19 protein-coding genes are annotated in these 23,071 nt (G+C 55.6%); 18 read left to right on the top strand and 1 reads right to left on the bottom strand.

Translation table 11 applies throughout. The annotated features are described in order from the left end of the window. Positions 1-45 precede the first annotated feature (45 nt). The 17 genes from MMG91_RS00650 to MMG91_RS00730 all read left to right on the top strand — a co-directional run bounded on the left by MMG91_RS00650 (position 46) and on the right by MMG91_RS00730 (position 21,812). Positions 46-1,347: a glycosyltransferase gene (locus MMG91_RS00650; RefSeq protein WP_310658390.1), complete on the top strand. Its 1,302-nt coding sequence runs from the start codon at positions 46-48 to the stop codon at positions 1,345-1,347. Between the two features lie 144 nt (positions 1,348-1,491). Beyond that, positions 1,492-2,358, top strand: a complete 867-nt coding sequence (locus MMG91_RS00655; protein ID WP_310658391.1) for a phospholipase — start codon at positions 1,492-1,494, stop codon at positions 2,356-2,358. 108 nt (positions 2,359-2,466) lie between these two features. Beyond that, positions 2,467-3,372 (top strand): AraC family transcriptional regulator, encoded by a 906-nt coding sequence (locus MMG91_RS00660; protein WP_305449656.1) that lies wholly within the window; start codon positions 2,467-2,469, stop codon positions 3,370-3,372. 344 nt (positions 3,373-3,716) lie between these two features. Beyond that, positions 3,717-5,027 carry a sugar ABC transporter substrate-binding protein gene (locus MMG91_RS00665; protein ID WP_305449655.1) on the top strand — a complete coding sequence of 437 codons (1,311 nt, stop codon included), beginning with the start codon at positions 3,717-3,719 and terminating at the stop codon, positions 5,025-5,027. A 169-nt stretch (positions 5,028-5,196) separates the two neighbouring features. Next, on the top strand, positions 5,197-6,096 hold the full coding sequence (locus MMG91_RS00670; protein ID WP_305449791.1) for a carbohydrate ABC transporter permease: 900 nt from the start codon (positions 5,197-5,199) through the stop codon (positions 6,094-6,096). Positions 6,097-6,106: 10 nt separating this feature from the next. Continuing rightward, positions 6,107-6,937 (top strand): carbohydrate ABC transporter permease, encoded by an 831-nt coding sequence (locus tag MMG91_RS00675; RefSeq protein ID WP_007905617.1) that lies wholly within the window; start codon positions 6,107-6,109, stop codon positions 6,935-6,937. A gap of 32 nt (positions 6,938-6,969) precedes the next feature. Continuing rightward, positions 6,970-8,073 (top strand): sn-glycerol-3-phosphate ABC transporter ATP-binding protein UgpC, encoded by a 1,104-nt coding sequence (locus tag MMG91_RS00680; protein ID WP_310658392.1) that lies wholly within the window; start codon positions 6,970-6,972, stop codon positions 8,071-8,073. A gap of 14 nt (positions 8,074-8,087) precedes the next feature. Continuing rightward, positions 8,088-9,563, top strand: a complete 1,476-nt coding sequence (locus MMG91_RS00685) for a mannitol dehydrogenase family protein (RefSeq protein ID WP_310658393.1) — start codon at positions 8,088-8,090, stop codon at positions 9,561-9,563. A 108-nt stretch (positions 9,564-9,671) separates the two neighbouring features. Next, entirely contained in the window at positions 9,672-11,168 is a 1,497-nt protein-coding gene (gene xylB / locus MMG91_RS00690; RefSeq protein WP_310658394.1) for a xylulokinase, read from the top strand. Positions 11,169-11,181: 13 nt separating this feature from the next. After that, entirely contained in the window at positions 11,182-12,117 is a 936-nt protein-coding gene (locus MMG91_RS00695) for a carbohydrate kinase (RefSeq protein WP_310658395.1), read from the top strand. Between the two features lie 255 nt (positions 12,118-12,372). Then, entirely contained in the window at positions 12,373-14,421 is a 2,049-nt protein-coding gene (locus MMG91_RS00700; RefSeq protein ID WP_310658396.1) for a type VI secretion system tip protein VgrG, read from the top strand. Beyond that, entirely contained in the window at positions 14,412-15,278 is an 867-nt protein-coding gene (locus MMG91_RS00705; RefSeq protein WP_310658397.1) for a DUF4123 domain-containing protein, read from the top strand. Before MMG91_RS00700 ends, MMG91_RS00705 begins: the two co-directional genes overlap by 10 nt. Before the next feature lie 29 nt (positions 15,279-15,307). Further along, on the top strand, positions 15,308-18,862 hold the full coding sequence (locus MMG91_RS00710) for a LysM peptidoglycan-binding domain-containing protein (protein WP_310658398.1): 3,555 nt from the start codon (positions 15,308-15,310) through the stop codon (positions 18,860-18,862). Between the two features lie 17 nt (positions 18,863-18,879). Continuing rightward, entirely contained in the window at positions 18,880-19,857 is a 978-nt protein-coding gene (locus MMG91_RS00715; RefSeq protein ID WP_310658399.1) for a sel1 repeat family protein, read from the top strand. Then, complete coding sequence (locus MMG91_RS00720) at positions 19,854-20,453, top strand: hypothetical protein (protein ID WP_310658400.1); 600 nt, start codon at positions 19,854-19,856, stop codon at positions 20,451-20,453. The genes MMG91_RS00715 and MMG91_RS00720 overlap by 4 nt, the downstream gene beginning before the upstream one ends. Further along, positions 20,450-20,839 (top strand): sel1 repeat family protein, encoded by a 390-nt coding sequence (locus MMG91_RS00725; protein WP_310658401.1) that lies wholly within the window; start codon positions 20,450-20,452, stop codon positions 20,837-20,839. Before MMG91_RS00720 ends, MMG91_RS00725 begins: the two co-directional genes overlap by 4 nt. A gap of 7 nt (positions 20,840-20,846) precedes the next feature. Further along, the gene (locus tag MMG91_RS00730) at positions 20,847-21,812 is read left to right on the top strand and encodes a sel1 repeat family protein (RefSeq protein ID WP_310658402.1); all 966 of its coding nucleotides are present in this window, start codon (positions 20,847-20,849) and stop codon (positions 21,810-21,812) included. A 136-nt stretch (positions 21,813-21,948) separates the two neighbouring features. Here the strand turns inward: MMG91_RS00730 and MMG91_RS00735 are convergent, their stop codons facing one another. Next, positions 21,949-22,245 carry a hypothetical protein gene (locus tag MMG91_RS00735; protein ID WP_310658403.1) on the bottom strand — a complete coding sequence of 99 codons (297 nt, stop codon included), beginning with the start codon at positions 22,243-22,245 and terminating at the stop codon, positions 21,949-21,951. Positions 22,246-22,752: 507 nt separating this feature from the next. Between MMG91_RS00735 and MMG91_RS00740 the strand changes: the two genes are divergently transcribed. Beyond that, entirely contained in the window at positions 22,753-23,019 is a 267-nt protein-coding gene (locus tag MMG91_RS00740; protein ID WP_310658404.1) for a DUF2790 domain-containing protein, read from the top strand. Positions 23,020-23,071: the final 52 nt, after the last annotated feature.

Below are 23,071 nucleotides of genomic sequence, written 5' to 3' on the forward strand. Positions count from 1 at the left end.
TGCGCCCTTTCCGCGCCTCCCGTTTGCAGCAAAGGATCACCCTTCATGACTCCCCTTCCCATCACCAAAGTCTTGGTCATCGGTTACGTCTGGCCCGAACCCCACTCTTCAGCGGCCAGCGGGCACGTCATGCAAATCCTCGAAACGTTCTTGCAGCAAGGCTGGGACATTACCTTCAGCAGCCCGGCCGGCCCCGGCGAGCATAAGGCGGACCTCACCGAGCTGGGCATTCGCGAGGTGCCGATCGAACTCAACAACAGCAGTTTCGACGCTTTCGTCAGCGAGCTGGCGCCGGACATCGTGCTGTTCGACCAATTCATGATGGAGGAACAGTTCGGCTGGCGAGTAGAGAAACACTGCCCCGACGCCCTGCGCGTGCTGGAGACCTCCGATCTGCAAAGCCTGCGACATGCCCGGCATCAGCGGCTCAAGGAACGCTTGAAGGCCAGTGACGACGCCAACGATTTCAACGAATTATTCGCCCCGGCATTGCGTGAAGAGTTCGAGCTCATGGCCGATACCGATCTGGCGAAGCGCGAGATCGCCGCGCTGTATCGCTGCGACTTGAACCTGATGATCTCCGAAGTGGAGATTGAATTGCTGATCGAGCAGTTCGGGTTACCGCAACAACTGCTGCACTGGTGCCCGTTGATGATCGAACCGCCGACCACCGCATCGCCAGCCTTTGAAGACCGTGCGCATTTCCTCAGTATCGGTAACTTCCGCCACGCGCCCAACTGGGATGCCGTGCTCTGGATGAAAACCACGATCTGGCCGTTGATCCGTGCGCAGTTGCCAGAGGCGCAACTGCATATCTATGGCGCCTATACGCCGCCCAAAGCCACCGCCCTGCACAACGCGGCCCAAGGGTTTCATGTGATGAACTGGGCAGAAGATGCATTGCAAGTCATGTCCGCGGCCCGGGTGTGCCTGGCGCCGTTACGCTTCGGTGCGGGCATCAAAGGCAAGATCGTCGACGCAATGATTTGCGGAACGCCCAGTGTCACAACGCCGATCGGCGCTGAAGCCATGCACGCAAGTCACCCCTGGCCGGGGGCTGTCACTTGCACGGCGCAAGAGTTCGCCACCTGTGCGGTTCAGCTTTATAAAGACGAGATACAGTGGCGAACGGCCCAGTCTCAAGGGCAAGCTTTATTGATGGACCGTTATCAACGCGCGATACATGGCCCTGCACTGATCGAAAAATTGCTGTATTGCCAACAACACCTGCCACAACTAAGAAAGAACAACTTTACCGGCAGCATGTTGCGCCATCACGCCCACAAGAGCACACAATACATGGCTCAGTGGATTGAAGCGAAAAACCAGAAAAAACACCCCCAGTAAAAAGTATAAAAAAGAATAACCAACAACTTGCATCAATCAACGTATTGGCAATCAGCAAATTCAACCCTATAACATCCTGCCAACGCCCCTTTAATAACTTCAACGCGCAGGGGCTTCTTTCTTTAATCTATGCAGGATGCATTCATGAACGATATTAAAAACAACGACGCCAACAATAACTGGATGGCTGCTACGCCGTCCATTGATGCACTATCGATCTGTGAGTTAACGTTGCCCGGGACCCACAATGCGGGCAGTGACTGGCAGGCGTCTTATCCGTTGCTCGGCCCTCCCCGTCACTGGCTGGCTTGTCAGCACAACACTTTCCATACTCAATTGCATCACGGCTCCAGGGTTCTCGATATTCGCCTGATCTACGAGCCAGAGGCAGAGGGCCTTGGAAAATTTCGTGCTCACCACAATGGTCATCGAAGTTCCCGAACACTGGGTAATTTGATAACCGATGTAAACGACTTCCTGCGAAAGAATCCCGACGAGTTCATCATTCTGGACTTCCACAGTCTCGACGGCGAGAACTTTGATTACGATTATTTCAATAAAGTGATGATTCACCTGCTGGGCGACCGCCTCATCCCCAGCAGCAACCTGCCTCTTAGTCTTCGTAAGCTTAAACAAGTCAGTTCTGAACAGCGAGTGTTTGCCGCTGCCAAGTCGCACTGGCAACTTGATCGCAGTGTATTTATTAATCAGGTCCACCATAAATGGACAGGCAATGGCATCACCGGAATCGACGAGTTGAAAAAATACATCGAGGGTGTTCTGCAAGCTCCGCCTGGCACCTGGGCACCCTGGTCGTTATCTGCCACCAGTTACAGCGCTCTCGGCGGCCCCGTGGACATTCATGACCCACTGAATGAATGGTTCGACCCGACAACAGACGACTGGGCGATGAAGTGCAACATTATCAATGTCGATTTCATTGAAGAGTCGAAGATCGTTTCTTACTGCCGAGCCGCGAACCTGACCAAAGCCCGCCATAAACTCAAATAGCCACCACGCCTGCCCTCCGGCCTTGGACATACAGGGTCGTTGCAAGCTGGCCTTAGGCGCCCCGAAAGAGGCATGATCACCGGGCGATAACAATAAAAGTGTCCTGACATGAGCCGACCACCCAGAGTTACCGACCCTTCTTACGAATTGATGGACGACCATAACGGGTTGTCCATCATCTATCGTCAGCACGGTTTCCCCTGCCCTTTGGTGCGCTGGCATTTCCACAAGGAATACGAACTGCACCTGATCGTCGCTAGCTCCGGCAAGGTGTTCATCGGTGACTACATCGGTAATTTCTACCCGGAAACGCTGTTCCTCACCGGCCCCAACCTTCCGCACAACTGGATCAGCCAGGTGGCCGAAGACGAAGTGGTGGAAAAGCGCGACATGCTGGTCAACTTCACCGATGAACTGTTTGAAAGCGGTCATCAGGTGTTCGCCGAACTCAAGACACTCGTGCCCTTGCTGGAGCGCGCGCAGTACGGCATCGAATTTCGTTGCAAACGGACTATCCGCCAGGCCATGGCCTTGATGCAGCGCATTGCCGACACCCAGGGCATGACCCGGCTCGGGCATTTTTTCATTCTGCTGGAATTGCTGGCGACGTCTGACGACTATCAGTTGCTATCCGGTGCCACCACGCCGCAATTGGCCGATGAGCACAACATCGATCGTACCAACCGGGCGGTGGATTACATTTTTGCCCATTACGCCCGCGATCTGCCATTGGAAGAAGTCGCCGAGCACTTGGGCCTGAAGCCGACCTACTTCAGCCGCGTGTTCAAACAGGCCACCGGGCGCTGCTTTATCGAATTCGTCAATCGCCTGCGCATCAGCAAATCCTGCGAATTGCTGGCCGATGGCGATAAAACGGTGACCGATGTGTGTTTCGAATCGGGTTTCAATAATATTTCCAACTTTAATCGGCGTTTCCAGCAGCTCAAGGGCATGACGCCGTCGTACTACCGGCGGTTGGCGGTGCAGCGTTTGACTGAGCAGAATCAGCACTGACTTTTCCTGATCCACGAATCCTTGTAGCCGCTGCCGAAGGCTGCGTTCGACTGCGCAGCAGTCGCAAATCCGATCAATCCAACCCTTCTGAGTCGTCGCATACTGGAGCCCGGCGAGGGCTTCGCCCTCGAACGCAGCCTGGCGGCAGCTGCTACAGGGCGACACGCAGCGAAACCAGCCCCCTGACTTACCAGTGCAAAAAAGTATCGATGACAGTGCGATGGATGATTTGTCAGCCCGTCAATTGAAGGCTGTAATCAGCGCACATTCTTCCTGCCTACGGAAGACACAAAAACAATAACTGTCCTTCTGTAACCCCGCCGGGTGCAGAAAAGGAGTGCATGATGCAACCTTCTGTAAAAGCTCTGCTTGCCCTCACCTGCATGACCCTCAGTAGCGTCAGCCTCGGCGCCCAGACCCTGACCATTGCCACCGTCAACAACAGCGACATGATCCGCATGCAAAAACTCTCGAAAACCTTCGAGGCCGAGCATCCGGATATCAAGCTCAATTGGGTGGTGCTCGAAGAAAACGTTCTGCGTCAACGCCTGACCACCGACATCGCCACCCAGGGCGGACAGTTCGATGTGTTGACCATCGGCATGTACGAAGCTGCACTCTGGGGTGCCAAGGGTTGGCTGGAACCGATGAAGGACTTGCCGGCCAGCTACGCCCTCGACGACGTGTTCCCTTCGGTCCGTGAAGGCCTTTCGGTCAAGGGCACGCTCTATGCCCTGCCGTTCTACGCGGAAAGCTCCATCACCTATTATCGCACCGACCTGTTCAAGGACGCCGGGCTGAGCATGCCCGAACGCCCGACCTGGACTCAGATCAGCGAATTTGCCAGCAAACTCACCAATAAGGACAAAGAACAGTACGGCATCTGCCTGCGCGGCAAGGCTGGCTGGGGCGAGAACATGGCGCTGATCACCACTGTCGCCAATGCTTATGGCGCACGCTGGTTCGATGAAAAATGGCAGCCGGAATTCACCGGGCCTGAGTGGAAGAACGCGCTGAACTTCTACGTCGACACCATGAAGAAGTCCGGCCCGCCGGGCGCATCAAGCAACGGCTTCAACGAAAACCTGGCGCTGTTCAACAGCGGCAAGTGTGCGATCTGGGTCGATGCCAGCGTCGCCGGCTCGTTCGTCACCGACAAGACCCAAAGCAAGGTCAGCGATCACGTCGGCTTCACCTACGCACCGCATGAAACCACCGACAAAGGTTCGGCCTGGTTGTATTCCTGGGCGTTGGCCATTCCGACCAGTTCCAAGGCCAAGGATGCGGCGAAAACGTTCAGTACCTGGGCCACTTCCAAGGAATATGGTGCGCTGGTCGCAGAGAAAGACGGCATCGCCAACGTGCCGCCAGGCACTCGCGCCTCGACTTACACCGAGGCCTACATGAATGCCGCGCCGTTCGCCAAGGTGACGCTGGAATCGCTGAAAGCGGCGGACCCGAGCAAACCGTCCCTCAAGCCCGTGCCCTACATCGGCATCCAGCTGGTGACCATTCCTGAATTTCAGGCCGTAGGCACCCAGGTTGGCAAGCTGTTTTCGGCAGCACTGATCGGCCAGACCACGGTCGACCAGGCTTTGACCGCCGCCCAGTCAACCACCGAACGTGAAATGAAGCGCGCCGGTTATCCCAAGTAACCAGCACCTTTCCCTGTGGGAGCGGGCTTGCCCGCGATAGCAATGGATCAGTCACGAAGATGTGCCGGATGTACCGGCCTCTTCGCGTGCAAGCCCGCTCCCACAGGTTCCGCGTCGTCTGTTCTCAATTGGTTCTATCGCCATGAATATTTCAACTGTCAAAGCTCACATGGACATCTCCCAACCGGTGCGCAAAAGCCGGTTGACCAACCCCGGCTGGTTTCTGGTCAGCCCATCGGTGGCGTTGCTGTTGCTATGGATGATCGTGCCGCTGGGCATGACCGTTTACTTTTCAATGATCCGCTACAACCTGCTCTACCCCGGTGAAAACCAGTTCGTGGGGCTGGAGAACTTCAGCTACTTTCTGAGCGATTCGGGTTTCCTGCCCGGCGCCACCAACACCCTGTTGCTGGTGGGCAGCGTGCTGCTGATCAGCGTGGTGTTCGGCGTGTTGATCAGTGCATTGCTGGAGGCCAGTGAGTTTCTCGGTCGCGGCATTGTGCGGGTGATGTTGATCTCGCCGTTCTTCATCATGCCCACCGTCGGTGCGCTGATCTGGAAGAACCTGATCTTTCACCCGGTCTCGGGGATTCTCGCCTACATCTGGAAGTTGTTCGGCGCACAACCGGTGGACTGGCTGGCGCATTACCCGCTGCTGTCGATCATCATCATTGTTTCCTGGCAGTGGCTGCCCTTCGCGATCCTGATCCTGATGACCGCCATGCAGTCCCTCGATCAGGAACAGAAAGAAGCCGCACGCCTGGACGGTGCCGGTCCCATCGCGATTTTCTGGCACCTGACCCTGCCGCACCTGGCCCGGCCGATTGCGGTGGTGGTGATGATTGAAACCATCTTCCTGCTGTCGGTGTTTGCTGAAATCTTCACCACCACCAACGGTGGCCCCGGCTACGCCTCGACCAACCTCGCGTACCTGATCTACAACCAGGCGCTGGTGCAGTTCGACGTCGGCATGGCCTCCGCCGGTGGTTTGATCGCGGTGTTGATTGCCAACGTCGCGGCCATCGTGCTGGTGCGAATGATCGGCAAAAACCTGACAGACAAAGCCTGAGGCCTGCGCCATGACTCTTCAACAATCCCGCCGCCTGCAAAGCCTGCTGCTCGGCACCCTGGCCTGGGCCATCGCGATCCTGATCTTCTTCCCGATTTTCTGGATGGTGCTGACCAGTTTCAAAACCGAAATCGACGCGTTCGCCACGCCGCCGCAGTTCATCTTCACGCCGACGCTGGAGAACTACCTGCACATCAACGAGCGCAGCGACTACTTCAGCTTCGCCTGGAACTCGGTGGTGATTTCCTTCAGTGCCACGGCCCTGTGCCTGCTGATCGCGGTGCCGGCGGCCTACTCGATGGCGTTCTACGAAACCCAGCGCACCAAAGGCACGCTGCTGTGGATGCTCTCCACCAAGATGCTGCCGCCGGTGGGCGTGTTGATGCCGATCTACCTGCTGGCCAAGAGCTTCGGCCTGCTGGACACGCGCATCGCGCTGATCGTGATCTACACGCTGATCAACCTGCCGATCGTGGTCTGGATGATTTACACCTACTTCAAAGACATCCCCAAAGACATCCTCGAAGCCGCACGCCTGGACGGCGCGACGCTGTGGCAAGAAATGGTTCGGGTGCTGCTGCCGATCGCCAAGGGCGGCCTGGCTTCCACGGTTTTGCTGTCGCTGATCCTGTGCTGGAACGAAGCGTTCTGGTCGCTGAACCTGACCTCGTCGCAGGCCGCGCCACTGACCGCGTTGATCGCCTCGTACTCAAGCCCCGAAGGTTTGTTCTGGGCCAAGTTGTCGGCGGTGTCGACCCTGGCCTGTGCACCGATCCTGATCTTCGGCTGGATCAGCCAGAAACAATTGGTCCGCGGCCTGTCGTTTGGCGCCGTGAAATAGCCCTCAAAGAATAAGCACAAAGGAGCGCCATCATGGCCAACCTGAAAATCAAGAATCTGCAAAAAGGCTTCGAAGGTTTTTCCATCATCAAAGGCATCGACCTCGAAGTGAATGACAAGGAATTCGTGGTGTTCGTCGGCCCGTCGGGCTGCGGCAAATCCACCCTGCTGCGGCTGATCGCCGGTCTTGAAGAAGTCAGCGGCGGCACCATCGAACTGGATGGCCGCGACATCACCGAGGTCAGCCCGGCCAAGCGCGACCTGGCGATGGTGTTCCAGACTTACGCCCTGTACCCACACATGAGCGTGCGCAAAAACATGTCGTTCGCTCTGGACCTGGCCGGTGTAGCGAAAGCCGAAGTCGAGAAAAAAGTCGGCGAGGCGGCGCGCATCCTCGAACTGGGGCCGATGCTGGAGCGCAAGCCGAAGCAACTGTCCGGTGGTCAGCGTCAACGCGTGGCGATCGGCCGGGCGATCGTGCGCAACCCGAAAATCTTCCTGTTCGACGAACCGCTGTCCAACCTCGACGCCGCCCTGCGGGTGCAGATGCGCCTGGAACTGTTGCGCCTGCACAAAGAACTGCAAGCCACGATGATCTACGTGACCCACGACCAGGTCGAAGCCATGACCATGGCCGACAAAGTCGTCGTCCTCAATGGCGGCAAGATCGAGCAAGTCGGTTCGCCACTGGACCTGTATCACCAGCCGGCCAACCTGTTTGTCGCAGGCTTCCTCGGCACGCCGAAAATGGGCTTCCTCAAGGGCAAGGTCACCCGTATCGAGAGCCAACGCTGCGAAGTCCTGCTGGACGCCGGCACTCGCATCAGTCTGCCGTTGAGCGCTGCCAATCTGAGCGTCGGTGGCGCAGTGACCCTGGGCATTCGCCCGGAACACCTAGAGTTGGCGCAACCCGGCGACTGCACGCTGCAAGTGACCGCCGACGTCAGCGAACGCCTGGGCAGCGACACCTTCTGCCACGTCCTGACGTCTTCCGGCGAAGCGCTGACCATGCGTGTTCGCGGCGATCTGGCCAGCCGTTATGGTGAAACCCTGAACCTGCACCTGGATGCCGAACACTGCCATTTATTCGACGCCGACGGCGTGGCGCTGACCCGTCCACTGCGCGTCGCAGCCTGATCCGAGAGCATGTGATGAAACTGAATAAACAGAACCACAACCGCCTCGCCCCCGAGGTGGCCCTGCCCGCCTACACCCTGAGCGATACCCGCCAAGGCATCGCGCACATTGGCGTCGGCGGTTTCCACCGCGCGCATCAGGCGTACTACACCGATGCCTTGATGAATACCGGCGAAGCACTGGACTGGGCCATCTGCGGGGTCGGCCTGCGCGCCGAAGACCGTCGCGCCCGGGACGATCTCAAAGAGCAGGATTATCTGTTTACCCTGTTCGAACTCGGCGACGCCGACGACGCCGAAGTCCGGGTTATCGGTGCCATCCGTGACATGCTGCTGGCCGAAGACAGCGCCGAGGCGCTGATCGACAAACTCGCCCATCCAGACATCCGCATCGTCTCGCTGACCATCACCGAAGGCGGCTATTGCATCGACGACAGCAACGGCGAGTTCATGGCGCACCTGCCGCAGATCCAGCACGACCTGACTCACCCGAACGCGCCAAAGACTGTATTCGGTTTCCTCTGCGCCGCATTGGCCAAACGTCGTGCAGCCGGTACGCCCGCGTTCACGCTGATGTCTTGCGATAACTTGCCGCACAACGGCGCCGTGACCCGTAAAGCCCTGCTGGCATTCGCCGCCCTGCGCGATGCCGATCTGCGCGACTGGATCGAGCGCCATGTCAGCTTCCCTAATGCGATGGTCGACCGCATTACGCCAATGACCAGCACCGAGCATCGTCTGCAACTGCACGACAAACACAGCATCGACGACGCTTGGCCGGTGGTCTGCGAGCCGTTTGTGCAGTGGGTGCTGGAGGACAAATTCGTCAACGGTCGCCCGGCGTGGGAAAAGGTCGGCGTGCAGTTCACCGACGATGTCACGCCTTACGAAGAGATGAAGATCAAGCTGCTCAACGGCAGCCATCTGGCGCTGACCTATCTGGGCTTTTTGAAGGGTTACCGCTTCGTTCACGAAACCATGAACGACCCGCTGTTCGTGCGCTACATGCGCGCCTACATGGACCTGGACGTGACGCCGCAACTGGCGCCGGTGCCGGGGATCGACCTGACCGTGTACAAAAACACCCTGGTGGCGCGCTTCTCCAACCAGGCAATTGCCGATCAGCTGGAGCGGGTGTGTTCGGATGGCTCGTCGAAGTTTCCGAAGTTCACCGTACCGACCATCAACAGCTTGATTGCCGATGGGCAGGAGACCAAGCGTGCAGCGCTGGTGGTAGCGGCGTGGGCGCTGTACCTCAAAGGCGTGGATGAGAATGGCCAGACCTACGCAATTCCGGATCCACGGGCGGCGTTCTGTCAGGCGCTGGTGGCCGATGATGTGTTGATCACTCAACGATTGTTGGAGGTTGAGGAGATTTTCGGGACGGCGATTCCGCGTTCTGCGGAGTTTGTCGCGGCGTTTGAGTGGTGCTGTAACAGCTTGCGGGAGGTTGGGGTGACCCGAACCCTCGAAAGAGTGCTCGCCGCCTGATCATTCCCACAGCCCGGGACGCTCCGCGTCCCATCCAGAAGCGGACGCAGAGCGTCCATTGAGGCATTCCCACGCAGAGCGTGGGAGCGATCTTCGGTAGGGGTTTCCATGGCAAACCAACAACTGTTCCTCGGCATCGACTGTGGCACCCAAGGCACCAAAGCCGTCATCCTCGACGCGCACAGCGGGCAGGTCCTCGGTCAGGGCGCCGCTGCCCACAGCCTGATCAGCGGCGCCAATGGTCTTCGCGAGCAAGACACTGCCCAATGGCTGGAAGCCATTGCCCTGGCCACCCAGCGCGCGCTGCTCGCAGCGGAGGTAGACGGTCAGGCGATCCTCGGCATCGGTGTTTCCGGCCAGCAGCATGGCCTGGTAATGCTCGACGATCGCGGCCAGGTGCTGCGCCCGGCCAAGCTCTGGTGCGACACCGAGTCCACGCCGGAGAACGACCGTTTGCTCGCCCATCTGGGCGGCGAAAAAGGCTCCCTCGAACGCCTCGGCATCGTCATCGCGCCGGGCTACACCGTGTCCAAACTGCTCTGGACCAAAGAACAACATCCGGAAGTATTCGCCCGAATCGCCCGCATCTTGCTACCCCATGACTACCTCAATTATTGGCTCACCGGCCGCAGTTGCAGCGAGTATGGCGATGCCTCGGGCACCGGGTACTTCAACGTGCGCACCCGCCAGTGGGACTTGCAACTGCTGCGCGACATCGACCCCACCGGGCGCCTGCAAGCCGCACTCCCGGAACTGATCGATGCCCACCAACCGGTCGGCACGATCCTGCCGAGTATCGCCGAGCACCTCGGCATCAACCCCAAAGCGCTGGTCTCCAGCGGTGGCGGTGACAACATGATGGGGGCGATCGGCACCGGTAATATAAAGCCCGGCGCGATCACTATGAGCCTCGGCTCCTCGGGAACGGTCTACGCCTATGCCGAGCAAGCGAACGTCAGCCCGGATGCCTCGGTCGCGACGTTCTGCTCCTCCAGCGGTGGCTGGCTGCCATTGATCTGCACGATGAACCTGACCAACGCGACCGGCGCGATTCGCGAGTTGTTCGAATTGAATATCGAGGCGTTCAACGCCTTGGTCGCGCAAGCACCGACCGGTGCTGAAGGCGTGTGCATGCTGCCGTTCCTCAATGGCGAACGCGTCCCCGCCCTGCCCCATGCCAGCGGCAGCCTGCTGGGGCTGACCATGACCAACCTGACCCGGGCCAACCTGTGCCGCGCCGTGGTGGAAGGCACCACCTTCGGTTTGCGTTACGGGCTGGACTTGCTACGCCAGAATGGCTTACAAAGCCGCGGCATCTGCCTGATCGGCGGCGGCTCAAAGAGTCCGGTGTGGCGACAGATCGTCGCTGACATCATGAATACGCCAGTGATTTGTACCGAGCAAAGTGAAGCCGCGGCCCTCGGCGCAGCGATTCAGGCAGCGTGGTGCAAGTCTTGGGCAAACGGTCACGAAGACAGCCTGGCGGACTTGTGCGAGCGTTGCGTAAAGCTCGATCTGGCCAGTGAAACCTTACCAATTGCAAAAAATGTGGCGGCCTGTCAGCAGGCCTACGAACGCTATCAACAGCATGTCGCAACCCTTTAAAGAGCGAACAATTATGTATCTGGTGTGTGGCGAAGCGCTGTTCGATTTCTTCAGCGAAGACGATGCCAGCGGTCTGGCATCCAAAGTGAATTTCAAGGCAATTGCCGGCGGCTCACCGTTCAATGTGGCCGTAGGTTTGTGCCGCTTGGGCGTGGACGCCGCGCTGTTTGGCGGGCTGTCGACCGATTACCTCGGCCGACGTTTGCAGCAAGTGCTGCAGGACGAAGGTGTGCGCCCGGACTACCTCGTGGACTTCGCCGCGCCGACCACCTTGGCGATGGTCGCGGTCGGGGCCAATGGCTCGCCCCATTACAGCTTTCGTGGCGAAGGCTGCGCTGATCGACAGTTGAGCCTGGCGCATCTGCCAGAGCTGGGGCCTGAAGTGCGCGGCTTGCACGTCGGCTCGTTCTCGCTGGTGGTGCAACCGATTGCCGATACCCTGCTGGCGCTGGTGCAACGGGAAAGCGGCAAACGCCTGATCAGCCTCGATCCGAACGTGCGCCTCAATCCCGAGCCAAACATCGAGTTGTGGCGTTCGCGAATTGCCACGCTGGTGGAGCTGGCCGACCTGATCAAGGTCAGCGATGAAGATTTGAGCCTGTTGTATCCCGAGCAGGATCCTCAACGCGTCATCGAAGGCTGGCTGGAGCATCGCTGTCGGTTGGTGTTCCTGACCCGAGGCGGCGAAGGCGCAACGGTGTTCAGCCGTGCCCACGGTTCGTGGTCGGTGCCGGCCTGCTCGGTGAAGATTGCCGACACCGTGGGGGCGGGCGATACGTTTCAGGCAGCGTTGATTACCTGGCTGACCGAGCAGCAGCTGGATTCGGTTGAAGGTTTGCAACAGCTGAGCCGTGAGCAAATTGACGCGATGCTCAGGTTTGCGGTGAGTGCCGCCGCGTTGACATGCAGCAAGACCGGGCCGGATTTGCCGTATCGACATCAGCTGTGATGGCCTCTTCGCGGGCAAGCCTCGCTCCTACGGGATCTGCGCAGATCCATCGATCGCGACTGAAATACCAAGGAGCGAGGCTTGCCCGCGAAGGCGTTCTAACAGTCAAAGTCCAGGATTCATTGACCAAAAACCTGTACCTAAGGGTTTTCCCTATACTTTTTACCCTTCCCAGCTACGGCATTTCAACCTTGAACATGGCACTTTAATGCTGCACCATCCGCCCCTGCTTTTTCAAAGGACGGAACTCAAGGCATGCTGGACGCAAACGCAACCCATATTTCCCTCACGCTCGAAGGCGTTTCCGTCGACCTGCAGGTCCTCAGCTTCGTCGGTCGCGAAGCCCTCAACCAGCCGTTCTGTTTCGACATCGAACTGGTCAGCGCCCGCCCCGACCTGAAACTCGAAGAGCTGCTGCACAAGCCCGGTTGCCTGACCTTCGGCGCCACCGGCCAGGGCAAAATCCATGGCCTGGTCTACCGCATCGAGCAAGGCGATTCCGGCAAGAGCCTGACCCGTTACAGCATCAGCCTGGTGCCGCAACTGGCCTACCTGCGGCACAACCATGACCAGCAGATTTTCCAGCATTTAACTGTGCCGAAGATCATCGCCCAGGTGCTCGAAGCCCGGGGCATTCTGGCCGACGCCTACAGCTTCCAGCTCGGCGCGATCTACCCCGAGCGCGTGTACTGCGTGCAGTACGACGAATCCGACCTGCACTTCATCCAGCGCCTGTGTGAAGAGGAAGGCATTCACTTCCATTTCCAGCACTCGAGCAGCGGCCACAAACTGGTGTTCGGTGATGACCAGACGGTATTCCGCAAACTCGCGCCGGTGAGCTACCAGCAAGACTCCGGCATGGCCGCCGAAAAACCGGTGATCAAGCGCTTCAACCTGCGCCTGGAAACCCGCACCACCCGCGTCAGCCGCCGCGACTACGACTTCGAAAAACCACGATTGCTGCCCGAAGGCGCGGCTAAAAGCGAATTCGCCCCGGACCTCGAAGACTACGATTACCCCGGCCGCTTCACCGACCGCGCGCGCGGCAAACAATTGGCGACCCGCGCCCTGGAACGCCATCGCAGCGACTACCAACTCGCCGAAGGCAAAGGCGACGAACCGACCCTGGTCACTGGCCACTTCATGGCCCTCAGCGAACACCCGCGCGCCGAGTGGAACGACCTCTGGCTGCTGCTGGAAATCGTCCACGAAGGCAAGCAGCCGCAAGTGCTCGGCGAGAACATCACCAGCGACGTCACCCATAACAAAGATGACTTCCACCAGGGCTACCGCAACCGCTTCCTCGCCACGCCGTGGGACGCGCACTTCCGCCCTGCCCTGGAACACCCAAAACCCAAAGTGCTGGGCAGCCAGACCGCCATCGTCACCGGCCCGCCCGGCGAAGAAATCCACTGCGACGAATACGGCCGCGTCAAAGTGCAATTCCATTGGGACCGCGAAGGCCAGGGCAACGACACCAGCAGCTGCTGGCTGCGCGTCGCCACCGGCTGGGCCGGCAACGCCTACGGCGGCATCGCCATCCCGCGAGTCGGCATGGAAGTGCTCGTCACTTTCCTCGAAGGCGACCCCGACCAACCGCTGATCACCGGCTGCCTGTACCACAAGGAAAACGTCGTCCCCTACGACCTGCCGGCGAATAAAACCCGCAGCACCTTCAAGACCCTCAGCTCCCCGGGCGGCAAGGGCTACAACGAGTTTCGCATCGAAGACAAAAAAGGCGCGGAACAGATCTACCTGCACGCCCAGCGCGACTGGGATGAAAACGTCGAGCACGACCAGAAAATTCGCGTCGGCAATGAACGGCATGACACGGTCGAGGCCAATGTGTTCAGCGAGTTCAAGGTAGAAGAGCACCGGATTACCCATCTGGACCGCAAGACCGAAGCGCGGGCGGATGATCACCTCACCGTCGGCGTGACCCAGCACGTGAAGATCGGCACGGCGCAGTTTGTCGAGGCGGGTCAGGAGATTCACTACCACGCTGGAGAGAAGGTGGTGGTTGAGGGAGGCATGGAGCTCACGGCCAAGGCTGGCGGGAGTTTTGTGAAGATTGATGCGGGGGGTGTGACGATTAGTGGGGCTGAGGTGAAGGTCAATTCCGGTGGTGGACCGGGTGCGGGTACGCCTGCTGCGCCGTTGTTGCCAGGGCCGATGAAGGTGGCGGATGCGGATACAGCGGGCAAGGCCCCTCTCCCCAGCCGTCTCAACGAGTCGGGTATCACGCCATTGTGCGGCAAACAGAGCAACGGCGCCTGCAGCCGTAAGGATTGCACATGCATGTAAACGCCATGAACACCCTGCTGGCCGCACCTCGCTATGGATTCGAGTCGCTGCCCAGGGAACAGTCCAGTCAGGTCCTGTGTTTCATCATCGATCGCGGACGCCAGCCCGAGGCGATGTCTCGTCTCTATCGTATCGGCGAGCCGATGAATGCTCAGGCCTTGTTCAGCAGTACTGACTTTGCCGAAATCGCTGACGAAGGTCCGCTCTGGCTCACGGCGCCGTGGGGTAGCCGTCTGGCAGCCGAAGCCACGCGATTGTGTGAAGAAAACTACTCGGGCATTGCGCTGGTCGCAGAAGACGCCACCCAGGCCCTCGCGCACGCGCGCTGGTTACTGCGAGCCAATGACGGTTCCGGCGGCCAAAGCCTGTTGAGCTATCACAAACCCAGCCTCTGGGCTGCGCTGGCCTACACCGCTAGTGACGCGTCCGTTCAATTGTTCGGTCCTTGGCAAGCGGTGTACAGCCCTGCCCCCAGCCACTTCGGCAAAGAGCGCGGTGCGTGGCTGTTATGGACGGCTACATCGGAACTGAAGTGGCGTAGTGATGGCCCGGCTTACAACCTTCCCGACAACACAGCAAAGATTCAAGCGCGACTGGGATGGTTGTATTGGGTCGATGAGCAATATGCAGCGTTCGGCGAACCGGGCGACGATCGCATCAATGAAATTACCGAGAACCTGGACCTTTTGCTCAAAAACAACATCTACGAAGGTGATCATTTACTCAAGCTCGCCTCTATCGTCGATGGACCGCTGCTTGGAACCCGGCCAGAAGCCATGGCCATCCTGCAATCCAGGGAAGAGTCGTTCATCAAGGTTGAACAGCTGATGCAAACAGCATCCGCCAATCCCCAATGAACCCGACGCAACAACAGAACGGAAGCACCATGGAAATTACCAATCATTCAGTCAATCCTGGTGAAACGCTCGGCCAGATTGCCACTCGCTACAACACCAATGTTGCGCAACTGCGCCAGATGAACCCTTTCATCACCAACCCGAATGCCATCAAACCGGGTTGGAATCTTAGTGTTCCCAAGAGTGCTCAGGCTGAAGCGGTTGCAAAACCCGCTGCCCCTTCAACGGCAGCTTCCCAACCTGCTCCAACGGCCGAAAGTGCAAGTGCGCCTGGCCCTAAGCCCATTGATTTGGGGCCGAAAAAAGACTTTACAGAAACGTGCGCTCCCAGCTTCAAGGATCAGCCCAAGCCTTGTTCGAACACGTATGGCACCGCAATCTATGCAACCGACGAAGAAGAGTTTTGGTTGCTGCCCGAGCGCGCCGCCTCCTCGATGAAGGAGGCGATGCACGCTCTGGAGAATCAAATTGCCCCGAGTAAATCCCGCGATGAGCGCCTCAAGGGATTAGATGACAGCGGATTACTGAATTACTTCCTTGAGCCAAAACTGAGTAATTTTCTCGAAGGCGAACAGCGCCAGCGAATGGAGGAGATTGAAGCTCAGGAACCGAATATCGAAATGGACCCAGGAATGGTCCTTCGCAGCCGCCAAGAAGTAAAACGCGCAAAAGAAAAGGACGCACCAAAGGCCGAAGCGCCAAAAACCGATACTCAGCGCTCACGTATAGATCAGCTTCAGTCGGATATCGATACTCAGAACCGTATCCGGGATGATTACAGCGAGCTACGTAAGTTACGCAGCGAGTGGTTGGCGCTGAAAAAAATCGCTATTGCCGCCGCCGAAAAGAAGGGTCATACGTACGAGAACGGTACGTTGTTCGCTGCCGGGGCAATCGAGGCTCGCGCTCGCGTCCAAAATTACCTGGAGAAACGCAAGGCGCTGATCAGTGAGGGTGGCATCAAGCCACAGGCTCAGGAAGATATTGCCAAGCTTCTTGAAACAGACAAGAAAAAGCGTGATGAACTGCAGAAGTGTTTATACACCTGCGAAGGAGATACATACGCCTACCTGGCGTGGAAGCATGGCGAAGCCAAGTCGTTTGCCTATCACGAATACACCGACGCGATTATCAAAGTAGCGGAATACGGGATCGCCTTACCTGAGTACGCACTGATCAGTGGCGATGACATCACTACAGGTATCGAGCAGTTCAAGTTGTATCTCGATACGGAGAAACAGCAATCGGAAATCAATAACCGCTTGCGTGAAAAGTACAAAAACTGGATCGAAGCGACGGGTCAAAATGCCCAGGCACCTGCCGGACTGGTCGAAGCCGAACGTGCCGAATGGGACCGTTTGCAAGTTGTAAAACAGGGCTTACACGAAAAGGCTCAACAAAAAGTCGCCGCTGACCCAATTCGACGTCACTTGCTATGGGAGCCTGAACAGTTTGAGCCTCAGCCGGTTGATCGGCTTGTCAAGGATGGCTTCCCGCTAAGGGAAGTCAGCACATTGGCAGCTAGCGGCACGCCGTTGAAGTGGTTCAGTTTGCTCAACCTCAAGGGTGCGCCAAAGCTTCTTGAGGAAGACCTGAAAAAGGTCGGCAAGAGCGCGAAAAAAATTCTTGAAGGCATCCCGAAGAACGGTGACGGTGGTGCAAGTAAAAACAGCGCGCAGAAGGTATTTGGCCAGTGGCTAGCAAGCCAGGGCGCGCTAAAAATTGGAGATCAAGCCGGCGATTGGTTTGATACCAATGGTTGGTTCAATATCGACAAGTTTTACAGCTTCTTGCAAACCAACGGCTATAAAGTGACTCAGCTTGAGGATGCCGGTGCGCGAAAAGAATGGGGCGAGCATCTTAAACAGGTCGTATTCAAAAAGAGTGTTCGTGGTGAAGTGAGGCTTTTCGACAAGAGCCAGCAGGCGCAATTTGTCCGCTGCCTTGCGCCGCCGCAAAAAAAACTGCATGGCGAAGTAAAGCTGGAAGGCCCCTCCTTCTCTGCCACTGAAGGCTTCAAGACGTCGGCCAGCGCATCACTGAGCTTTGACTTGGCTCGAGGTGAAGTGGAGCTGCTTAAAGTCGACATGCCGACTCGCGAAAAAGCCAAGGATGTGACGGTCGATTACTATCTGGAAGGTAATCCTCAACTTCAGACCTTGAACCTCGGCCGCATGTCCTTCCATTTCGGTGCCCGTGCGTGGGGATACGCCGGTGCGTCGCTCATGCTCGCCGGTAGTATTGAGCTGGTCCCTATAGGCGGCAATACCAAATATGGCGCGACTCTCAGCCCTGTCAAACCGGCACAGCGCGAAGATGCCGAAGCAAAAGCGGAACGGAAGACCCACGAAGAAACGATCAAAACCAAAGCCGACAATGGTGATACCAGCCCTACCCCGGACCTTGAACACAAATCCAAGGCTCTGACGGCTGTTGACACTAAATCAAGTGGTCAAGTCATGTCCGGCAAGGCCGCCAATGTACAAATTGAAAATGGCATGAAGGCCAACTTCAATCTGTTCGCCGGTGTTCAAGCAGGAATCGAACTGACAGGGGCTTTGAATTGGGCTCCACCTAAAGCATTGGCTGCGTTGCGTGCAGGACCCGCCACAGGAATCAACAACAGCAAGGAGGCTAAAAGCGCTAGCCAATGGCTAACGCTTGCCAACCTCAGTGGGTCGCTAGGTGCCGCCTATGGCGCGGGATTGCAAGGCAACGCTCAAATATCAGTAGATAAGGGTAAATTCATCCTCAATCTGAAAGCAGCTGTTGTCCTTGGGCCGGGCGCGAATGGCAGTTTCAAGTTTGAGGTGGGTTACGAGGCGGTTGTAGAACTCATCAATATTTATCGGCGTGAGTTGTATAAAGCCAAGGGAGCTTCTATTAGCTGGATTACTCCGGAGGCCGCTGAGCAAGCTTCTGCGCTGAACGTACTTGGCGCAGTTGGGTTGGATGTTGCGATGGTTTATATGATGGGGATTAACGTCATCATGAACCTCTATGAAGCAATGACCAGTAGCGGAAAGGGAGGACCTATTGCTCATACAATTGTTGAATATCACAACCCAGAGGAATTGGAAAAATGGTTCGTTCAAGCGACGCCCGCAGCTTTAGGTCCTATATTCATGACGTTGACATCTGAGCCGAAAGCATTTGCCGTAACTTCGACCAAGGCGGGGGAAGGCGATCCAAGTGATGAGAAGCACGAATACAAAAGAGACGAGGCATATCTACTACAACAACAAGCAATAAGCAAGATAGTGAACTGGATAGGAAAAAACTCTAATGCTTCTGGCACATTAATCGAGGCCCAGCAACAGTTTGAAGATGCATGCAAAAGCATGAATAAATTTGGCGAGCTCTCAGAAAACCCAGGGCAAGCGTACTGCGAAAACAAACATAAACTAGACAACTTTATGCAAGACCCCGTATTGAAATACTCTAGACAAGATAGCGACCAGATTCGAGCGATTTATATGAGAGAGAGCAAAAAACTGGGTCAACGCCTAGATGGCCTATGTAAACTCGACCTTCATGAAAATAGCTACACCCCCATTAGCACCATAAAATACATCGGCTCATAAATCTCGAGAAACCAAGCATGATTTATTTAAAGTCATTTTTATACACAATATTATTCTCCTTCTTCATTAGTTCTAATGCGCTAGCCGCACCTTCACAGCAGCAACTCGAAGAAAAAGAAAAAGGAATTATTCTTTACAACCAGTTCAAGACCATGTCTGCGATTCCTCATCTAAAAGTCGCCGCAGAAGCGGGAGATCATGAGGCACAATATTATCTTGGCGAAGCGTTGCGAAAAGTCGAAAGATACATCACGCCTGAGGCACAGAGCGCTTATGAAGCATCTGCACTTCAAGGCGATATATATTCAATGATCAGACTTTCTGGAAACAAGAACGATCTTTGCGTTGTTATGAAAAACTGTCCCGAAGGTCGAAAAGAACCAACTGAATGGAGAAAAATGGCCTTAGATGCTGCTGAAAAAGAAGCAGCCAAAGGAAACGCCGAGGCCATGTACCTGATGTTTCGCCTAACTGGTGACGACAAATGGCTTGAGCAGTCGGCCGAGAAAGGGTACGCCTTCGCACAGTATTACCTGGCAACTGGGTACCGTGATGGAAAGGGATTTTTCCTGCTTCCTTCAAGCAGAGCAGAAGTCGTTGAGCGCTTAATGAAATCATCTGCTGAAGGCGGCTACCCCTTAGGCATGATGGGATATGTAGAGGCTCTTGCGCACAAAAAAGATTTTGAAGAACTCAGGTTCTGGAACGAAAAGGCAGCCAAAGCTGGATACGCAAGTGCTGTATTCGGATATGGTTCATATTTATCTAAAAACCCATCAGAGTTCGGATTCCCTTATGATCCGGTAAAGTCATATGCGTTGATTTTTATGCTGCTTGAACTTGACGGCGGTGGCGGCATGCAAGATTACGCAAACGACATACTCCCTGAAATTGCAGCAAAACTAACTCCTGAACAAATCGAACAAGCAAAGCAAATGTCGAAAGAATGGAAAGCAACACACCCGCCGCTCTCATATTTCCCAGATAAACTATGAAGCAGCGATCAGCAAGAACATTTTGCTTTATAGCCTTTCTCTTAGCAGGAATATCCTTACCAGTTTGCGCGCAGCTTACGAGCGAGCAGCGGTCTGCTAAGAGTCAAGGCACTGAGCTTTACAATCAGCTCGAGAGTGCTTCCGCACTTCCCTACCTACAAATCGCCGCCACAGCCGGTGACAGCGAAGCTCAATACTATCTAGGCGAAGCAATACGAAAAAACAAACGATATATCGATGCAGCAGCCAAAGAAGCCTACGAGGCTTCTGCTGAGCAAGGCAATATTTACTCAATGATTAGACTTGGCCAGATGGAAGATGATCTTTGTGCAACTATGGACAACTGCCCAAAAAGCCAAAAACCCCCTGTGGAATGGCTGAAAAGCGCAAAATCATTGGCAACTGAAGAAGCGGCACAGGGCAACGCAGAGTCGATGTATTTGATGTACGAGATTACCGGCGATAAAAAGTGGCTTGAACAATCAGCGGAAAATGGTTTCGCACTATCGCAATATTTATTGGCAACCGATTATCGTGAAGGAGGAGGATTTTTCTATTGCCTTCAAGTCGGGCAGATGCAGTTGAACGCTGGATGAAAGCATCTGCGGAAGGTGGTTACCCTAGGGGAATGACTGGACTGGCAACAGCCCTATTCGAAAAAAAAGACCTTGAAGGCGCCAGAAACTGGACCGAACGGGCTGCTGCCACAGGATATGTGGAGGCCATTTTCAACTACGGCTACTATTTATCAGGAAAAAACTCCGATTTCGGATTCCCGGTAGATTTTGTGAAGTCGTATGCCTTGCTTTCGCTTTTTCTGGAACTTGATGGCGGCGGCGCTAAAGAAGATGAAGAATATATCATATCGAAAATCAGAGAAAAAATAAATAAAGCTCAATTAGACGAGGCAGATACTTTTGCGGCCAACTGGAAAAAAACTCACCCCACTCTTTCATTTCTCCCTTTCAAACTAAGCCGCTGAATAATCCATGAAACGAACATTAGCCATTGCTATTATTTTGATAACTTCAGTGGCAGCACATGCACAGACTTTCACAGATCTGCAGCAAGCTAAAAGACAAGGCATTACACTTTACAATCAACTCAAAGCCATTTCTGCAGTACCCTATCTCAAAACAGCAGCTGAAAGTGGCGACCGTGAGGCTCAGTACTATTTGGGCGAAGCTTTGCGCAAAAATAACAAACATATAACACCAGAAGCCCAAAGTGCGTATGAAGCATCTGCCCTCCAAGGTGACATATATGCAATGATAAGATTATCTCAACGTGACAATGACCTTTGCGTTAAGATGAACAACTGCCCAGTTGAAAAAAAATCGCCACTCGAATGGTCCCGAAGTGCTTTAGAGGCTGCCATGAAAGAAGCTGAAAAAGGTGACGCTGAGGCGATGTATTTGATATATCGGATTACCGGAGATGATAAGTGGTTTGAGAAATCCGCAGAGGGAGGCTTTGCATTATCACAATACTATCTAGCGGCCGAATACCGTGAAGGAAAAGGTTTCTTCCTGACACCGTCAAAGCGAGCGGATATGGTCGAACACTGGATGAAGGCGTCTGCGGAGGGTGGTAACCCTCAAGGCATGCTGGCGTACGCTGCGATTCAGGGTCGGAAAAAGGATTGGGAGCAATTCAGGTATTGGAACGAAAAAGCTGCAATGACTGGATATGTCAGCGCTGTGTATGGTTATGGTTCCTACTTGGCAGGTCAGTCGCCAGAATACGGTTTTAAAGAAGATCTAGTAACAGCCTATGCATCTGTTTCCTGGATACTTGAACTGGATGGTGGAGGCGGCATGCAAGAATTTGCAAAAGACGAACTTCCTGAAATCGCTGCTAAAATGACAGATGAGCAGATCGAGAAATCGAAAAAAACTCTGACCGAATGGAAAGCAACCCGCCCTCCACTGTCGTTCTTCCCTGACAAACTATGAAGCGATGAAGACTTATTGAAAGGTCACCTGATTGAGCCTGCATCAATCAGGTGACAGCAAAGTAGTAGAACAGGACGAATTGATCATTCAGTCAATTCAAAATCGTAACGCTACTCCCCTTCCTTACAGCCCTACCTCAGACCGGCGCCTTCCACCCCATCATCCGCTGCTGAGCAACCGTCAACAGATCGCAACCATCCTGAGTCAGCAGATAAAGTGCATGGGTAATGTGCGGAATGTCCTGAACATCGCCGTGCTTGAAGCATTGGCAATGGAGCGTTTCAAGTAACTGGCTGGAGGCCCGGATGCGCTGTAACGCGGCTTCAAGAATGTCTTGGGGATTGGCTTCTGTGTCGATCACCAAGGGATTTGAGTCGGTAATGCTACTTTTTATTGAACGATAGCGAACAGGAAACGGGTTGAACGTTGGCATAAGAATTACTCAAACGTTAGTTAAGTAACCGCCAGCACCGTGACCAAACGATGGAGGCGGACTGTGTACAGGCTTGGTCAACCGATAACCCGCAAATCGGCTCGCCCGAAGGCGTCCAGCACACAGCCGCCATAACAACGCACAACGAAGACAAAGATCTCCATAGGGCGAATGATGGCACATATGTGTGCGGGATATCAGGTGACCAAACCTGTTCGCTGATTTTGCAGCGAAGCCAAACAGTAAACGCTGATCTCCAGCCAGCGAAAGACGACAAAGCGCCCTCGCTTGTAGGAACGAGCCGAAGCTCCCTCAGTTTTTTTACCTAGATGAAACCTCTGTCAGAAAGCTCCTCACGACAAGCGGCATGCAACCCGGTTAACCATCGCTTAACCCCACGGTCCAAAGCTTTACTGGACCGCACGCCCTCAGCTCCCTCTGACGCCCAGTGCGGCAGGTTCGACGTTCTTCAATCGAACTGACTTCCCTCTGCACTGGAGACCCATCATGAACATGCGAACACTACTGATGACCACCGCCCTCGCCTGCACCGCGTTCGTCGGTTTCGCTCAGGCCAACGAGACGTCGTCCTCCCAGGCCGTGCCTTATCACTACGGCATGCAGCTGCAGGTGGCCAAGGTCATTTCCCTGACTGAGCCGCAGACGCTGGAATGCCAAGTAGTGACGGCCAACATGAAGTACATCGACAAGTCGGGTAAGCCTGCGGAAATCACCTACAGAAAATTTTCTGACGCGTGCAGTTATCAGAACTGACAGAAGCTTCTGATTCGGTGTTTGGCAGTAGGCCTGTGAGGGTTCTGACGCT

Origin of the sequence: Pseudomonas sp. JL3 (assembly GCF_031570575.1) — a bacterium.
Lineage (GTDB): Bacteria > Pseudomonadota > Gammaproteobacteria > Pseudomonadales > Pseudomonadaceae > Aquipseudomonas > Aquipseudomonas cucumis.

Bases quoted from the DNA above. Each gene is read 5' to 3' on its own strand.
- MMG91_RS00650 (WP_310658390.1), top strand. From the start codon at position 46: ATGACTCCCCTTCCCATCACCAAAGTCTTGGTCATCGGTTACGTCTGG.
- MMG91_RS00655 (WP_310658391.1), top strand. From the start codon at position 1,492: ATGAACGATATTAAAAACAACGACGCCAACAATAACTGGATGGCTGCT.
- MMG91_RS00660 (WP_305449656.1), top strand. From the start codon at position 2,467: ATGAGCCGACCACCCAGAGTTACCGACCCTTCTTACGAATTGATGGAC.
- MMG91_RS00665 (WP_305449655.1), top strand. From the start codon at position 3,717: ATGCAACCTTCTGTAAAAGCTCTGCTTGCCCTCACCTGCATGACCCTC.
- MMG91_RS00670 (WP_305449791.1), top strand. From the start codon at position 5,197: ATGGACATCTCCCAACCGGTGCGCAAAAGCCGGTTGACCAACCCCGGC.
- MMG91_RS00675 (WP_007905617.1), top strand. From the start codon at position 6,107: ATGACTCTTCAACAATCCCGCCGCCTGCAAAGCCTGCTGCTCGGCACC.
- MMG91_RS00680 (WP_310658392.1), top strand. From the start codon at position 6,970: ATGGCCAACCTGAAAATCAAGAATCTGCAAAAAGGCTTCGAAGGTTTT.
- MMG91_RS00685 (WP_310658393.1), top strand. From the start codon at position 8,088: ATGAAACTGAATAAACAGAACCACAACCGCCTCGCCCCCGAGGTGGCC.
- xylB (WP_310658394.1), top strand. From the start codon at position 9,672: ATGGCAAACCAACAACTGTTCCTCGGCATCGACTGTGGCACCCAAGGC.
- MMG91_RS00695 (WP_310658395.1), top strand. From the start codon at position 11,182: ATGTATCTGGTGTGTGGCGAAGCGCTGTTCGATTTCTTCAGCGAAGAC.
- MMG91_RS00700 (WP_310658396.1), top strand. From the start codon at position 12,373: ATGCTGGACGCAAACGCAACCCATATTTCCCTCACGCTCGAAGGCGTT.
- MMG91_RS00705 (WP_310658397.1), top strand. From the start codon at position 14,412: ATGCATGTAAACGCCATGAACACCCTGCTGGCCGCACCTCGCTATGGA.
- MMG91_RS00710 (WP_310658398.1), top strand. From the start codon at position 15,308: ATGGAAATTACCAATCATTCAGTCAATCCTGGTGAAACGCTCGGCCAG.
- MMG91_RS00715 (WP_310658399.1), top strand. From the start codon at position 18,880: ATGATTTATTTAAAGTCATTTTTATACACAATATTATTCTCCTTCTTC.
- MMG91_RS00720 (WP_310658400.1), top strand. From the start codon at position 19,854: ATGAAGCAGCGATCAGCAAGAACATTTTGCTTTATAGCCTTTCTCTTA.
- MMG91_RS00725 (WP_310658401.1), top strand. From the start codon at position 20,450: ATGAAAGCATCTGCGGAAGGTGGTTACCCTAGGGGAATGACTGGACTG.
- MMG91_RS00730 (WP_310658402.1), top strand. From the start codon at position 20,847: ATGAAACGAACATTAGCCATTGCTATTATTTTGATAACTTCAGTGGCA.
- MMG91_RS00735 (WP_310658403.1), bottom strand. From the start codon at position 22,245: ATGCCAACGTTCAACCCGTTTCCTGTTCGCTATCGTTCAATAAAAAGT.
- MMG91_RS00740 (WP_310658404.1), top strand. From the start codon at position 22,753: ATGAACATGCGAACACTACTGATGACCACCGCCCTCGCCTGCACCGCG.